Raw genomic sequence first — 16,400 nt, 5'->3', positions numbered from 1 at the left:
CAAAAAACGGGCTTATCCTTCGTACGCGAACAAGTTTAAATAAGCATACTATACATTGTTCCTACAAACACGATAATTCTTTAGTTCTTCCAGTACATTTTCCCCTCGTTCATTTTTAAATATAAGGAGGAATTCCACATGGGTTACGGATATAGTTGCTGTGGTTACGGATACGGTGGTGGCGGCGGTTGTGGTTACGGAGGTTTCGCTTTATTAATCGTTTTATTTATCCTTCTAATCATCATCGGAGCTAGTTGTTGGGGCGGCTTTGTAGGCTGCTAGTAAACTTAAAAACTATTGCAAAAAAGCACGTACAATACGTGCTTTTTTGCCATTTCCAAATCTTTTATTCGAAAGGAAGTATGTTTAATGAAGATTGATGGTGTTTTTGAAGGAGGCGGTGTGCGCGGTATTGCGCATGTTGGGGCAATTTGCGCGTTAGCCGAAAAAGGTTATGAATGGGAACGTGTAGCTGGTACATCGGCTGGTTCGATTATTGCAGCGCTCCTAGCGGCAGGATATTCTTGTTCAGAGTTAAAAACGATTATAACTGATATTGATTATAATAAATTTATGAAAAGAACTTTTATTGATAGAATTCCTTTTATCGGTAAGGGACTAAGTGCATGGACTACTCTAGGTATATACTCTAATGTATTTATAGAAGAATGGATTGAAGAATTACTTCGAAAAAAAGGTGTTCATTTATTTACTGATTTACCAGATCTAAACAAACTCAAAATCATCGCCTCTGATATTAGTAATGGTAAAATGGTTGTCTTTCCTGACGACTTACCAAACTACGGATTTTTAAATTATCGCTTCTCTATTGCTAAAGCGGTAAGAATGAGTAGTACAATCCCCTTCTTCTTTGAACCCGTAAAATGGAGAACTCCAAAATGGAAGCAGCCTTGTTATATGGTTGATGGAGGAATTCTAAGTAATTATCCAATTTGGATCTTCGATTCACCTACCGCTCCTCGCTGGCCGACTTTCGGATTTCATTTTGTAAAGGATGAAATTCAAGCTGCCCCTGCTCGCTATAACGAGCCTATTTCCATGTTCAAAGGACTATTTAAAACAATGATGCAAGCCCATGATTTACGTCATTTAGATAAGGAATCAAAAGCAAGAACCATTACAATTCCAACAGGAACGATTACAAGTACTAATTTTGAACTGACAAAGGAAGAAAAAGAATGGCTTTACAATTCTGGTTATAACTCTGCTAATAAATTTTTACAAGCTTGGAACTTTAGGCAATATATTGATGAATATAGAAAAGGGAATCAAGACCGAAAGACAAATCGATTTTTCCGTCAACTTGACTCATAATATTATTACTTTGCATATAAATACGAGAACGTTTAACAACCTAATAGTAAATAAGCCTAGTAATTTCTTATATTACTAGGCTTATTTACTTCCTATATAATCTCGTACATTGTTTAAGGATACGTTAACCCTTCGGCTTCTTCTGCAGTAATAACTATGTAACGATTTCCCGTTCTTAATCCTAACAGTTCTGCTTTTTCAATCGCCTCTTGCTTCGTCTCCGCATAAGCAGCTAAGTATTTATGTCCACCAATCATTTGGCAAATTACATATTGTTTCATGACTTTCTCCTCTTACTTTTTCATTAGTTGTGCAAGTTTTTTTATACCTATTTCAATTTCTTCTAACGTTGCATATGAATATGATAGGCGCAAAAATTGATTTGCACTTCTATCATACAAAGTACCTGGGTTTAATAAAACCTTTTCTCGCAGAGCTTTATCAAATAAACTACGATATGAAATGGGTACTTTTATATGTACCCATATATAAAACCCACCTGTTGGTTCATGCCAAGTTGCTATTTCACGAAGATATTTATCTAACATTAGTAACATAAAATCTCTTCGTTTTTTCAATTCACTTCTTACAAATCGTAAATGCTCATCATATAGACCATTTGTAAACCACTCTGCTGCAATTTGCTGGGATATAGAGCTTGAACCATAATCTGTTTGCATTTTTATGTCTGACAATCTTTGAATTACTGGCTCGGGTCCAACAATCCATCCAATTCTTAAACCTGGACTAATTACTTTGGACATGCTTCCAATATGTAATACGATTCCATTTTTATCATAGGCTTTTAAAGGTTTTGAACAAGGTGCATCAAACCATAAGTCTTGATACACTGCGTCCTCTATAATAGGTAATCCAATTTCATTACATACTTCCATTATTTCTTTTCGCCTCTTAGTATCCATACTAAAATTCGTCGGATTATGAAAAGACGGAATTGTATATAAAATAGAGGCATTAAATTGCTTCTTATATTTCTCAATAAATGATGGATGTAAGCCACTCTCATCCATTGGGATTCCAATTAAACGTATTCCTGCTGATTGAAAAACATTAAGTGAATATAAATAGGAGGGTTTCTCTAATAAGATTGATGCCCCTTTCGAAAGAAGCCCCATAGAAATAAGTTGCAGCGCTTGAATTGCTCCCGAAACAATTAATATAGAGTCAGGAGATACATATACACCATGCCCCTTTAAGTATTCGGAAATCTTTTCCCTTAAATAAAGATTTCCTTTCGGCTCTTCATACCCAAGCGTCACATTTGACTTTAAAAGCTTATTCATAATTTCTTTCATCTTTGTCTCAGGTAAGAGACTCGGCGCGAGCTCACCTGTTCCTAACCGAATTACATGTGGATAAAATTCAGCTTGATTAATCTCTTGAATAGCTGGGAGATTCGGATAATGAACTCCTGTTTCTACATAAGACTGCCAATTAGGCGGGGGTGCGTAAGTTGAAGCATTCTCATTATTATTTACAACAATTGTTCCTTTCCTGCCATTCCCTTCAATATATCCCTTCGCAACTAGTTCATCGAAAGCCATTACAATTGTGCTTCGATTCACACCAAATGTATGGGCCAAATCTCTTTGTGAAGGTAATTTTGTTCCAACGGTCCATTCTCCATTAACGATCCTTTCTTTTATATACGTTTCTATTTGTTTATACAGCGGCGTCGCTAGAGACATATTCGGTTTCCAAACGAATCTTTCCATCATATCACCTTATATTCTTTTTGGTTGGTAGCCTCCCCAACCATATGGATGGATACAAATTTTCATTTCTTCTATACAATATACACTATCATAATGAATTAAAATAGGAGGTAATATGATGAGTGAAGCAATTATTCATGGTATCATTCTTGCATTTGGACTTATCATTCCATTAGGTGTACAAAATGTTTTTGTCTTTAACCAAGGTGCGAGCCAACCAAACATTTGGAGGGCAGCCCCTGTAGTATTAACTGCCTCTATATGTGATACGTTACTCATATTGATTGCGGTGCAAGGTGTCTCCCTTGTACTCCTTACTTTTTCTTGGCTAACTAACTCGTTATATATAATTGGATTTTTCTTTCTCCTATATATGGGCTTTGTTATTTGGAGAAGTAACCCTTCCAACGATGTAAAACAAGAAAAAAGTATGCCCTTAAAAAAGCAAATCCTTTTCGCAGCATCAGTCTCATTATTAAATCCACATGCAATTTTAGACACAATCGGTGTAATTGGAACAAATTCTATTCAATACATAGGAAGTGAAAAATGGGCTTTCACACTTGCAACTATTATCGTTTCTTGGATTTGGTTTATAAGCTTAGCTTTAGCGGGGAAATTTCTAAAAAGACTAGACTCAACCGGAAAGGCAATCTTATTATTAAATAAATTTTCTGGTCTCATCATATGGGGTGTCGCGCTTTATATGTTAAAACAAGTTATTTATTCTTAATGAACGTAAGAGAATTGCATGTTACTGAAAACATCATGCAATTCTCTTATAAATTATGAAGTAGGTTCCGGTTTCTGTTTTACCGTCTTTTCATCTTTTGCTGGTTTAATCCAAATGATTGCTATAACAGCACCAATGGCAGCAAAAATACTTGTCAAATAAAACACTTCATGGTCCGCCCCTTTCATAAAAAAAGAATATAAAGGTGGTCCAGCTGCTACACCGATAAATCGCATTGAACTATAAAATGACGTAACCGTTCCCCTTTGCTCCTTTTCAATTCCTTGTGTAATGAGGGCATCTAAACATGGGAGTGCCATACCAATTCCTATCCCCATAATAACAAGACAAAGAAGTAGTAAATAAATCCCTTTTATAAATAAAGGAATGATGACTGATGCAGCTGCCATTAAAAAACCAATATAAATACACTTCTTCATAACATTTTGATTATCTCCAATTTTTTTACCGGCCATATATGAACTAAGTGACAGTACAAGTAACGGGATAGCAAGCACACACCCTTTCCATATACCATGAATGTCATACTTTGATTCCAGTATAGTCGACAAATAAAAGAGAATTCCGAATAAAATAAGCATAATAATTGCACCTAATGCAAAAATGGCAATTAACCATCTTCCCTTTTCTCGAAACGTAGAGATAATAGATTGAATAAACTCTTTTAGTGGTGGTACTTCCCCTTCTTGTTTTTTTGCCTTTACTAATACCAGCAATAAAACAATTGATACGACACATAAAACTGGAATCGCCCAAAATGGTAAGAACCATACAATGGCAGCAAGAGCAGATCCTAAAATAGGGCTCAGCACTTTTCCAAATGTATTGGATGTCTCAATGATTCCCAAACCTGTACTAACTTGTTTTTCATCTTTGTATAAATCACCAACACACGGTATAACAACCGGCATTGCACCAGCAGCACCAATACCTTGAATCGCTCTACCCATTAGTATCCAAATGTAGGGATTATCAACTTTCCAAGATACCCAGCCAGTTATCGCTCCTCCTATAGCCGCAATCAGCAAACTCGGAACCATTACCATCTTTCGTCCCCATCTATCTGATAAATAACCAGCAATCGGTATAAGTAAAATGGCTACGATAGAGTAAATTGTAATAATCATGGATACTTGAAACGATGAAATATGTAATTTCTTTTCAATTGTCGGCAAGATTGGAATAAGCATTGAATTCCCTAATGTCATGACAAGTGGAACTGATGCAAGCGCAATTAAACAACAGTTTTCTTTTTTTAACATGTTGATTTCGGAACCTTTCATCATATATTTCTTACCATATAATAGCCCTGCTGGAACATAATTTTCATTCCACCAGGGCTATTACATCTTTAATACTTCCCATTCACAACAAAAGAAATTGGGTAAAATATAGTATTACTTCTATTCTTTGAATTCTGTTCGCTATATATCCATACCAATTAATTGAAAAAAAAAGAAAGGAAGAATCCTTCCTTTCTCCTATAACCTTCTACATTTAGCGAGTATATCCGCCACCAAGCTGTTGTTCTGCCATCGCTACTAGGCGTTTTGTGATTTCACCGCCTACAGAACCGTTTGCACGTGAAGAAGTATCAGCTCCCAGTTGTACACCGAACTCTTGTGCAATTTCATACTTCATTTGATCTAAAGCCGCTTGTGCTCCATGTGATGCTAATTGATTAGAATTACGATTTCTAGCCATTACCAATCACCTCCTTATTTATATATAAATTGTGTAAAATTCAAATTAAAATACATGGAAATTTTTGGTTATTATTTCACGATAAAAAAAGAGCCTCTAAACGAGACTCTCACATCATTTCACATTATGAAGTTACTACTTCTAAATTTCTATTTATTAATACTTTCATTTCTTCTTTTAATATCTCCTTTGAGTTATGTCCAAACCATTCTAAAGAAGCAAAAAGATTCGTATCCCTCACTTCCTGAATAATCTCATCATAATTTACAATACCTTCAAATAACGGAACCATACCAATACGACTTCCTGCTGCAGCATATACATTATTAGGTTCAAACACATGCAAATAATTCGCTGAAGATATATTCTTAAAATGGTAATGTAATGTCCACGGCTTTAATTGATGGAAACTGTCTATTGGATCTGCGCCAGACTCCCATATATGAAGAAAATCAAGATTTATTTTTAAATTCGGATGATTTACTTCTTCTAATAGTTCTATAGTAGCAGGCAATGTGTCCGTTAGTGTATTGGGATGTGTTTCTAACAGCACATACATATTGTGCTGAGCAAACACATCACAAATCTTATGTATTCGCTTCACATACTCTTTTCTCTCTTGTTCCGAGAAGTCCTCGCTCCCTTTTTGCCCAGCAAACGTGCGAATTTTATTCGTATTAAACCAATTAGCTAGTACTACAAGTTGTTCACTTTTCTCTATCGTTTTTTCAAAATCTGCTGATAATGATATATCTAAGTAATCACTTATCATCGTAATTTCTAAGTTTTTATCCTTTAGAAAATTCAATTCTCGTTCTGTCGTTTCACGTTCTTGCATGTACAAATTTTGTGCATGCGTCCCCCATAATTCAATTCCTTCAAAACCGTTTTCATATGCAAATTGAACAATATCAGTAAATGAAATTAATTGATGACGAAATGAAATGGTACATAGCGAATATTTCATAGCATTAAACTCCCCTATCTTAAATTCAGTTAGCTTATTAAAGAGTTACGACAGACTGATTTGTTTTCATACCTTTCCATGATAGAAACTGTCTCTCTAATTCCTTCTTAATTTGCAGTTCAATTGCATTCATTTCATCCAGTTTTTCAATAATCGATACTAGCATACCTTTATTATTCGTCATTGCCATTTTAATTGCACGATACTGTACATTTGTAAATCCTTGTACAATATCCTCTACCCGATCACACCAATAATCAAATTCTTGCTCCGAATATTGCAACGTTTCACGGAAGTATGCAAAGGCATGCTCATAACTATATTTACGAATTGCAAGTACTGGTATTTGTTTTACTGCTGCTACAAGTCCAGAAAGCGTATACCCTTCTTCCTCATTTGCCATTTTTACAATTACATTTTTTAGTTCCATAGTCAGTTCATTGTCGTTCTTTTTGAATGTTTCTGTGAAATAACTAGCTACTGTTTCTTGCGTTGGCTCCCCAATTCTTTCTATATCAATGAAATACCCTCCACCAAATGGGTTATCTTGAACAGAGTGAAGTACTTTTTCTCTTTCCATACTCCCTTCCCAACGAAAATCAGGATCTAGCATGAACCACTCTTCTTCTTTCTCTGTTTTTGATATCATTAAATAATGCGGAAACGGTTTTTGATGAAATTTATTTTCCCTCTCTGGCAATAAAGACATATCAACCATTACAATGATATAACGATTTTCCGGCTTGTTTTCTACTAATTCTAAAAACATTTCTACATTGCTATCTTTATCTTTTGCATGATCATACCATTCGTTTACTTTAATACCGTACAATTTTTCAAACCAAAGTAAATAATGATCATGGTTAATGTTTTCAGAGTGATATGAAATAATTCCGCCTTCTGTTATATCAAAATCTCCATCCCATAGTCCAAAATAAAATGGACGAAAATCAATGTCGCTACGCCTTTTTATAATTTCACAAAAACAACTCACTAAACAGTGCACTTTAATTGAAGTCATACTCTCATCCACTTTCCTAAAGGTTAGTTATTCACATTTACTTCCTGTAACGGCTGTAACTCCTCCATAAAATCAAGCAAAGATCCTACAGTAAGAAATGCTTTTGGATCTACCTCATCCTCTGGAACGCATAGCTTTAAATCCATTTCTATGTATACAATAAGCTGTAACATCATTACCGAATCTATATATAAATCTTGATTTAAGCGCATCGTTTCTTCTAAATGCGTTACATTTTTCAGTTCCATTTTTTCTATCATAATTTTTAACACGGCATTCTTTAACGCTTCCCGTCTCATGTTGTAACCTCTCCCATCTCTAGTAACTTTCTACTTACTTTTCCCGTTTTATTTTTAGGAATTTCATTTACACTTTCAATTTCATGCGGAACTTTATAAGAAGGTAAGTGCTGAATACACCATCCTCTTATTTGCACTGGATCAACATGAGAGATCACTTTCGCTTTAACTATTTCGCCCATCACAGGATGTTTCCCTCGATATACAATTGCCTCTTGAACACCTTCCAATCGAAGCATTGTTTCTTCTACCTCTATAGGAAATACTTTTAATCCTGAAACGTTAATTACATCATCCATACGCCCCATAAAATGAAGGCCGCGCTCAGATTTATACCCTAAATCTTTCGTGAAAATTTCCTTATCGTTCATTTTCACGACGATTTCTTCCGGTGCATTTTCATCTGAACCTATGCTTATACTCGCATGAGGTAGAGGGTTCCCTAAATCTAAATGGCTTGTCATATCATGACATATACTAATACAACCTGCTTCAGAACAACCATATTGCTGCATCATAAATGTTGTCATTTCTTTTAGTTTATAAAATAGTGCTTCTGGCAAAGGCGATCCGGATGTCATAATTTTATGAAACCGAAACGTTCCTAATGGAAAACTCCCCATAATGTGTAACATAAGTGGCACTGCATATATGATATGTTTTTCTGTATTACGAACTATATTTAATGCGAATTTAGGATTTTTGTTCGTAATGATTACAGGCTTGCTCCCCCTCTTAATTGCTGATAACGTACCACATATTAGTCCGTATGAATGTGAAACAGGAGCCATAACGATTGGCACTTCATCTACTCCACAGTTTAAAGCTTCATTATAAGCGGTAATTTCCGTATCAACTTCTGTCCATGCTCTACGAATCAATTTCGGTTCCCCTGTAGTTCCAGAACTATATTGCAATAAAGAAGGCTCTTCTAGTAAAAAGTTCCCTACTTCTAATTTTGTAAAATCCCCATATTCTCCATATAAAATTCCTACACAATTTGCACGCTTTGCCATTTCAATAGCTGTTTCTTTTGGCGTATCTTCATGTATAAGTAATACTGATGATTTCTTTTCTTTTAAGAAAAACACAAGCGTAATAATATCGAATGGATCTTTCAGACAAAGTGCAAATCTATTTCCTTCTGCTTTTTGAAATTGTTCCATTTCCGCATAAACTTGTAATCTCAATTCAAAATCACTTTTGCTATACTCTTGTTTATTAACGATTAGCATAATTTCCCCCTGTAACAACTGATTTTTGTTTCATAAGTTGTCTTACTCTATACAATGGATTTGGAACTTCATGAACAAGCGATTCCACATCCATATATAATCGACGTTTCGTTAATTGTTCAGCATAGAATGTAGGTGCATATAATTGAATATTTTCAAATCTACCTTTCAAATGTGGATATATTCTTAAATGATTTTCAATTTCTTCAACAACCATTATCCAAAAACGTTCTTCTTTCAATCCATATTCATCCGCAAGTACGAACGCTAATTCTCCTAAATTAAACAGGAAAAGTGCATCTAATACCATCTCTTGCAAACATTCGATGCGATCCATTTCAAAGAAATCATTCATTTTTCCATTCGCATATGTTCTATGCATTTTAGTAAAGTCGGGACATTTATCAACTTCTTTCAAATATGGACGATAAAACTCAAGCCCTTCATGAAAATCCTTTAACGCAATACGAACAGGCACCCCTTCTTTATGGACTAGAATCATATTTTGTCCATGTGATTCCAGTGCGATGCCATGCTCTACAACAAGATGTATAACTGGTATTATCGCTTTTTGAATAAGTAATTGTAGCCAATCCTTCATTCCATATTTGTTCAACCATGCATCAATAATTGGTGTACCATCTTTCTCTTTAGCGTATAAACCATTAAAAGGAATTGCGTCCTCTTGTGCATCTAAATACTTGTGAACGCTTTCGCGCCAAATACATCCTAATGAACCATATATAGCTTTCTTATTTGTGTCATACGTTACACTGGAAAACTCCTTTAACAAGATTAAACGTGCTTCATCGCTTAAATAGGCGTCATTACTTACAACATCACTTAACCAATTTGATATTGCTGGTGCACTCACAACAGAATACGGTTTCAACGTACGGAGTGTTGAAGTGTTGAGTAAATTCATCGATAATTTAACGTACGGTTTCTTTGGATTCGTAATATTTCTTACCGTTCTCATTGACTGTTGTGCGCAATACTCATCCTCTGATGTTCCTAAATAAATAATAAATTTACCCTGTATATGATCCGCATAATTTGAAATGATGAAATTCTCCCACTGCCAAGGATGAACAGGTATAAACACGTACTGTTTTGGATTACATCCCCGATTACAAATTCGCTCCATAAACTCTTCTAATTTACGCTCACCAATCTCCTCTATTAAAATTTCGTCATAAATTACTTCATTCTCATACCCTACACTGGAATATTTTTTATGCGCTGCAATCCATATGAGTTTTATTGGCTGCATAAATTCATATCCATATTGAAAATTGTCACGATATTGAAATCCAATACGAGCTTTATAACTAGGGTGATATGGATGGCCGTCTATTAAATGGCTTTCAAACTCATCGTAAGATTTTTGATTGTATTCTTTCTTATTATTTCTTTCATATTGTGCAATCGTGTCTTTAAATATTGTTTGTTCTAATTCGTGCATAAAAGAATCTAATTTGGCTTGTTCTACACTAGCAACTCGAAAAACTTCTTCTAGAAATTGCGAGACAGATTGTATTTCTTGCTGTTCATCTTGGACTCTTACTATTAATGAGTCTAAAGAAATACGTCCAAATGTCATCCGTTCCCTGCCATAGCATTTGTACGTGACACTTTTGTCTTCTTCATCAAGTCCTTGTATTATAAAAAGAATTTGTTCTTCTTTTTCTATGCGAACCGGTGTAATAATCCCCTCATAAATTAACGATTCTACTAATTGACGTAGCACTCTTCTTCGTACTGAAATGTAATCTTCTGATTCGAGCGCCTTCAATACTTTCGTATGATACATGTCCACTCTCATAAAACCCTCCACCTTATGACAAAATACCATTATTTGTATTACGTGAAATTTTAACGCTATTTATGAACGAACAGCCACTTCTCTAACGAGCGGATTATGTACTTGCACATAAATTGCTTGCTCTAATGGATTACTTAACTCATCGACATCGAAAAATCTCGTTAGTAAATTTGCTTTACACGCTAACTTATCTTCGTCCAATAATTCTCTTAAAAATGTTGAAGGTTCCCGGTTATACGGAAGGAATGATTCAAGTACAGACCTTAATTCCGAGAGAAGAATTTCCTCCTTAATTAATCCTGCTGTGCCAAAACCATTAATGAGGCCAAACATATGATTGAAAATTAAGTAGTAACGAAATCTCTCATCCACAATATAGTCGTCATATAAATTTCCAGTACGTTCTCCAATACCAGCTAATTCATTATTAAGCATCTCTTTCATTGAATTACAGAAATAAAATCCTTGATTATCACGGAAATAATATTTGACCGGATAACCATCTTTTAGCTGAACAACGCTATTTTGCTGATGAGCTTCTAATGCAACACCATACTGTAAATACATCCATACCATTGGCTTTAAAGAAATATTCATATATCTTCTAAACCACTCTAAGCTTACTTCTTCACAGCTTTTACTTTCTAAATCTGCTAGGCGATGAATAATATTCGATAACCGCGTACGCTCCCCAGGTATAGCATCTTGAACTAGCCCAGCAATTAATGTTGCGTCGTTTGCATGTTCACTATAAAAAGGGTTCTCGCGAATAATCACTTCAAATCCAGATTCTTGTGTTCCATAATTTAATGTAATATAGGCTGGATCACAAATAAAATCAAAGCCTGGAAATCTTTCTCGTACTTCACCAATAGCCGTATTTAACATTTCCTTCCCTTCAAGACCACTCTCAAGTTCTTTCAGTTTATTAATACGCATTGAATTCGTTACTTTCACCGGAAATGAAAACTTAAGCATATACTTCGAATCGGGATGATACAGCGTCCTTAGTGATGATGTTGCCATAAAATACTTACCTACAGGTCCAATATACTCAAGCAATTCTTGAACTATCCAATCCTGTACGTAAGCTTGATGCAAGAGCCATTCTGCCTGAAGCGGATGAATTGGAATTAATGCATATTGATCTTCCTTACAGTACTTCGCTATAAATTCCTTACTAACCATCTCATCATTACTTAATTCTTCTTTTATAATCGTTGTTGTAGAAGCTGATAATAATGATTTTTCATTTACTATACTTTTATGTGCCCGAAAATAATGAAGCTGACATTCTCCTTTTAATTCTGGAGAATACATTTCACTTTTCCAATCCAATATCCCCTGTCTACTCTTTGGTGTAGGATGAGTTAAATGCCCAAATAATAAAGACTGCTCCGCTTCTATAAAAGTTGTATGGAAACCGTATAATGCGGATGTATCTTCTATTCTCTCTTTTATAAATTCCTCAATATTTTGACAACTACGAATGACTCGAAGCATAAGTTCCGCAGGATTCGTTCCTTCTCCGTAGTTGATAGACATCTCTTTTATTAAAAATGTAATAACTGTAACGTAATCTGCTTTAATAACAGAATTACTATCTCCAATTTGATAATAAAATTTTTCTCCAAACAAATGGCGATCTGTTGATGATTTATATATAACTTCTCCATACAAAGTAACGTTCTGTGCCGATAGCCGACAACATAAATATGTGGGGACTGTATCTCTATTCAACGTATTACTGAAGATACTCTTCATTCTTTCATCCTCTGTAATCCATTCTCCACTCCCTGTTTCTCTTAAATAACAGTTTAAAAAGCTTTGTAATGTTGCATGTTCTGCGATTTGTTTCGCATGCTGCATGTTGGTCCTCCTCTTTATATTAAAGCTATCGAAATTTTATATAATAAACGATAATTGAATGTCGTTATCAATTATGATTCTAATTGATAATGATATTCAATTCAAGAGTATATTTCAGAATTTTTTTATCAAATAAAATTTTTCTTTTTTTCTTTCTTTTCTTTAATCTAGTTAAAAGTACACTAGAAAGATTCTTGTTTTCAAACTAATTACCTACTTTTATTAATCCATTTTTTGATGGATTAATAAAAAGGTACACCAAATGAGGTATACCTTTCCCTATGATATGTTTACATAATACTATTATATGCATCAATCTATATAGCTGTTTGTTTTTGTAACAAATTCAAATCTCTCCAACAATACGCTGTTTCTTCTACCTTTACTCTCTCTAAAAATTTCGTATCAATTTTTTCAGGGTTGAATTTTTCATAAAACTTTTTAGAAGGATTATTCGTAACGACCCAAACTAAAAGAGATTGCATATCATTCTTTACACATTCTGATAGTAACGCTTGAAATAACTTTTGGCCTATTTTCAATCCTTGATACTGTTGTAAAAGATAGATTGCATATAATTCCCCATCACAATTATATGCACCGCTTCTTTCAACTCCCCCATCAATAAATCCGACTATCGTTCCATTTAACGTCTCTGCTACAAATCTATATTGGCATGTATCTTCTTGTTGAAAAATGTTTTCCCATTGTTTTTCTCGTTGCTCATATGTTATATTTTCTAAAAATTCGTCAGCAAATATACCTTAATACGTTGTTTTCCAGCTATCAACATGCACCTTTGCTATACCTCGTATATCATCTTTTATAGCTCTTCTAATATGTATTTCCATCATTTCTCCCCCTTGTTATTCATCATTATATCAATTTATTTCCTTAAAAATCCAAATAAAAAAAGAGCGAATGCACTTCACTCTTTTTTATCACAATTATCTACTTTCCACTTCCACTGAAACAACACGATCAATCTCTTTCAGGGAGCTATATAACTCTGTTGTATATAAATCTTCTGGAGCTAAAATAACCATTTCCAATTGCTGAAATGCTCCACTATCTATATCTTTAATTTTCACTCGTTTCACATGCATACCTAAATTTTTAATTTGCTTAAATATACCATCTAACTCATGATGCTCTTTTACAGTAATTTTTATAGATAAATCCTTTTGTCGTAATGAATACGGACCTGCAATTTTCACAAGTTGTGGAAGTACGTTAATTGCTAAAATAATTAAAATCATAGCAACCGTCGCTTGTAAATAAAAGCCTGCCCCAATTGCTATACCTAAAGCTGAAGCAGCCCACACCATAGAAGCTGTCGTTAATCCAGAAATAACATCATTACTTCTTCGTAAAATAACACCTGCCCCAAGAAAACCAATCCCACTCACAATTTGAGCAGCTAGACGCATTGGATCCATATTTGTATGCCCTGGAACAGAATATACATGTACGGCTTCAATTGAAACCATCGTAATTAAACAACTTGCTACAGAAATAACCATACTTGTTTTCACACCAAGCGGTTTATTCTTTAGCTGCCTATCTATCCCGATGAATAATCCTAAAAAGAGTGCTAAACCTAATTTGAGTAAAAATTCATATGACATATTTCCATTCTCCTTACTTTACAATATTTCCCTTGGAATAATTCACTATAACTCTTTTATGATATCAATTCCAGTCTTTTCTATTCATTCAACATAAAAAACCGAAAAAACATTTGTAACGATGTTTCTCCGGCTTTTTATTATGCTTAAGATTCTTCTTTATTTCTGATCTTTAATCTTAATCTCTGCATCTTTGTAGAATGCTAATTTACTGTCATTATACTCTTTTGTAAATTTGTTAAACTGCTCTTTCGACTTTTGTGCTTCCACATTTAATTCATTAACAGTTTTAACTTTTTCACCGATTTCTTTTAATTTCGTTTCTTTTACTTTTAATTTTTCATACAGTTCTTTTTCAGTCGCTAATACTTTCGTGTAATTTTCATTCATCTTTTTGAATGCATCATAACGATTTTTATACGACTCTTCTACTGCTTTTGCTTGTTTTTGTAACTTCTTATCTTCAATTTTCTCTATATTACTTTGAACAGATTTCGTTTCCTTCTGTGCTTTTTCTAGCATTTCTTTTTCACTTTTCAATACTTTTTCACGGTCATCTACATTTGCAGTAGCTTGCTCTATTTTCTTCACAACTGCTTCATTATGATCTTTACCTTCTTGCAAAATTTGAGCATATAATTCTTGCCCTTGTTTCTCTAACTGCTCTAATTTTTTTGCTTCATCCACTAAAGATTTTTCTTGTGTTGCTGCTGTTTCAAAAGCTGTATATAGATTTTCTTCTGGCTTTTCACCGAAACAACCTGTTAAAAGCCCTACTGATAATGCTCCAACTACTGCTACTTTTCCATACTTCAACGTTCATTCCTCCATTACATACGGTTATCATGCCAGAAGTTCACTGGAAAGTGACTCTCTTCATGATAAGCTTCAAACTCATAACCCTTTTCTTTTAGCCCCTTTAAAATTGCTGGCACAGCAGCAACTGATTGCGGGTGAATATCATGCATTAAAATTACTTCTTGTGGTTTTGTTGCGTTTGTTAAGACATTTTGAGCAATTTGTGCTGCAGCTGCATCAACTGGCATTTTATTGTATTTCCAATCTAATGAATCAATTGTCCAATCCCATACTTTAAATCCGCCTTCTACCACTTTATTTCGAAGACCTTCATTCAATCCAGGCATCGAACCATATGGAGGACGTGTTAATTTAGGTGATTTCCCAATAATATTAGCGATTAAACCTTGATCTTCTTTCATTTCATTTACATACTCGCCATTTTTATATAACTTTGCGAAATTATGTGTCATACTATGCATGCCTACATAATGACCCTCAGCATTTTCACGTTTCACTAAATCAGGAAATTCTTTTACATTCGCTCCAATTAAAAAGAACGTCGCCTTCGCATCATGTTGTTTTAGCGTATTTAATAATTCAGCCGTATATTTCCCTGGCCCATCGTCAAATGTAAGATAAGCAACTTTTCTTTCTTTTCCATTAAAACGACTTGGTGCCGTTTTATTCATTTCAACTTTCGGCTGTTCACTTGCAAGCTGCACTACATTTTCTTGTTTTGCAACAGCTTTTGCTGGTGAAGTAATTGATTGGAACATGTAATACCCAATAGCTACTGCGGCAATCGCTATTAAAACGACTACTATTTGTTTAATTTTTAAAGCTTTTTCCATTCTATCGAATTCCTCTCCCTATTAATCTTATATATAAATCGCCCAATATAATTATACATCTATTTATTTTTATTTCACCATGTAAACAGATTTTTTTGTATTATACTGGGAGTTTTATCAAAAGTATTGTTCCATGTGCTTATAAGACTCAACGTATCTCCATGAAGATCCACCATTTTTTGACGATAGCTAAACCATATTTTCACCTATTACATAATTATTAATCTGGCAAAATAGCTGGTCAATATATGATAAATGATCTTTCGCAATTACTATCTCTTCATCTTTCACCTTAATCGCTTCAATGTGTATGAATATGTAATTGCATTTTGAACAGTCTTTCTTTAACCTGTTTCAATTTCCACCAATTCAATT

At 34.3% G+C, this 16,400-nt stretch carries 17 protein-coding genes; 3 read left to right on the top strand and 14 right to left on the bottom strand.

Translation table 11 applies throughout. From position 1 onward, the window contains the following. Nucleotides 1-138: 138 nt before the first annotated feature. On the top strand, nt 139-282 hold the full coding sequence (locus DOS87_RS09840; RefSeq protein ID WP_000540420.1) for a YjcZ family sporulation protein: 144 nt from the start codon (nt 139-141) through the stop codon (nt 280-282). An 87-nt stretch (nt 283-369) separates the two neighbouring features. Next, nucleotides 370-1,335 (top strand): patatin-like phospholipase family protein, encoded by a 966-nt coding sequence (locus DOS87_RS09835; protein ID WP_098577921.1) that lies wholly within the window; start codon nt 370-372, stop codon nt 1,333-1,335. 113 nt (nt 1,336-1,448) lie between these two features. Here DOS87_RS09835 and DOS87_RS09830 read toward each other — a convergent pair whose 3' ends face one another. Beyond that, complete coding sequence (locus tag DOS87_RS09830) at nt 1,449-1,616, bottom strand: DUF3933 family protein (RefSeq protein ID WP_000816388.1); 168 nt, start codon at nt 1,614-1,616, stop codon at nt 1,449-1,451. Between the two features lie 12 nt (nt 1,617-1,628). Continuing rightward, complete coding sequence (locus DOS87_RS09825; RefSeq protein ID WP_000439418.1) at nt 1,629-3,071, bottom strand: aminotransferase-like domain-containing protein; 1,443 nt, start codon at nt 3,069-3,071, stop codon at nt 1,629-1,631. 118 nt (nt 3,072-3,189) lie between these two features. On the opposite strand from DOS87_RS09825, the gene DOS87_RS09820 reads away from it, so the two are divergent. Next, on the top strand, nt 3,190-3,804 hold the full coding sequence (locus tag DOS87_RS09820; protein ID WP_001287302.1) for a LysE/ArgO family amino acid transporter: 615 nt from the start codon (nt 3,190-3,192) through the stop codon (nt 3,802-3,804). Between the two features lie 53 nt (nt 3,805-3,857). Here DOS87_RS09820 and DOS87_RS09815 read toward each other — a convergent pair whose 3' ends face one another. The 12 genes from DOS87_RS09815 to DOS87_RS09760 form a co-directional block, all read right to left on the bottom strand. Continuing rightward, nucleotides 3,858-5,087 carry a bacillibactin exporter BcbE gene (locus DOS87_RS09815; RefSeq protein WP_002083274.1) on the bottom strand — a complete coding sequence of 410 codons (1,230 nt, stop codon included), beginning with the start codon at nt 5,085-5,087 and terminating at the stop codon, nt 3,858-3,860. Nucleotides 5,088-5,322: 235 nt separating this feature from the next. Beyond that, nucleotides 5,323-5,529: an alpha/beta-type small acid-soluble spore protein gene (locus DOS87_RS09810; RefSeq protein WP_000113545.1), complete on the bottom strand. Its 207-nt coding sequence runs from the start codon at nt 5,527-5,529 to the stop codon at nt 5,323-5,325. Between the two features lie 124 nt (nt 5,530-5,653). Beyond that, on the bottom strand, nt 5,654-6,496 hold the full coding sequence (locus DOS87_RS09805; protein WP_000877677.1) for a sugar phosphate isomerase/epimerase family protein: 843 nt from the start codon (nt 6,494-6,496) through the stop codon (nt 5,654-5,656). Nucleotides 6,497-6,533: 37 nt separating this feature from the next. Next, nucleotides 6,534-7,517 carry a DUF6005 family protein gene (locus DOS87_RS09800; protein WP_000200701.1) on the bottom strand — a complete coding sequence of 328 codons (984 nt, stop codon included), beginning with the start codon at nt 7,515-7,517 and terminating at the stop codon, nt 6,534-6,536. A 23-nt stretch (nt 7,518-7,540) separates the two neighbouring features. After that, nucleotides 7,541-7,816 (bottom strand): petrobactin biosynthesis protein AsbD, encoded by a 276-nt coding sequence (gene asbD, locus DOS87_RS09795; RefSeq protein ID WP_001250559.1) that lies wholly within the window; start codon nt 7,814-7,816, stop codon nt 7,541-7,543. After that, on the bottom strand, nt 7,813-9,051 hold the full coding sequence (locus tag DOS87_RS09790; RefSeq protein ID WP_000909566.1) for an AMP-binding protein: 1,239 nt from the start codon (nt 9,049-9,051) through the stop codon (nt 7,813-7,815). The genes asbD and DOS87_RS09790 overlap by 4 nt, the downstream gene beginning before the upstream one ends. Then, nucleotides 9,038-10,876 (bottom strand): IucA/IucC family protein, encoded by a 1,839-nt coding sequence (locus DOS87_RS09785; protein ID WP_001261817.1) that lies wholly within the window; start codon nt 10,874-10,876, stop codon nt 9,038-9,040. The genes DOS87_RS09790 and DOS87_RS09785 overlap by 14 nt, the downstream gene beginning before the upstream one ends. Nucleotides 10,877-10,936: 60 nt before the next feature. Then, nucleotides 10,937-12,745, bottom strand: a complete 1,809-nt coding sequence (locus DOS87_RS09780) for an IucA/IucC family protein (RefSeq protein WP_001163341.1) — start codon at nt 12,743-12,745, stop codon at nt 10,937-10,939. 317 nt (nt 12,746-13,062) lie between these two features. Further along, nucleotides 13,063-13,506 carry a GNAT family N-acetyltransferase gene (locus tag DOS87_RS09775; RefSeq protein ID WP_225986733.1) on the bottom strand — a complete coding sequence of 148 codons (444 nt, stop codon included), beginning with the start codon at nt 13,504-13,506 and terminating at the stop codon, nt 13,063-13,065. Between the two features lie 186 nt (nt 13,507-13,692). Beyond that, a complete protein-coding gene (locus DOS87_RS09770) occupies nt 13,693-14,373 on the bottom strand; it encodes an MgtC/SapB family protein (protein ID WP_000119503.1) in 681 nt (226 codons plus the stop codon). Between the two features lie 159 nt (nt 14,374-14,532). Next, nucleotides 14,533-15,189: a YkyA family protein gene (locus tag DOS87_RS09765; RefSeq protein WP_000873563.1), complete on the bottom strand. Its 657-nt coding sequence runs from the start codon at nt 15,187-15,189 to the stop codon at nt 14,533-14,535. Nucleotides 15,190-15,203: 14 nt separating this feature from the next. Further along, nucleotides 15,204-16,025, bottom strand: a complete 822-nt coding sequence (locus DOS87_RS09760) for a peptidoglycan-N-acetylglucosamine deacetylase (protein WP_000409482.1) — start codon at nt 16,023-16,025, stop codon at nt 15,204-15,206. Nucleotides 16,026-16,400 lie beyond the last annotated feature (375 nt).

Source organism: Bacillus sp. CR71 (assembly GCF_003429245.1).
GTDB classification, from domain to species: Bacteria; Bacillota; Bacilli; order Bacillales; family Bacillaceae_G; genus Bacillus_A; species Bacillus_A thuringiensis_S.
This window is presented reverse-complemented; position numbering and strand designations above follow the sequence as displayed.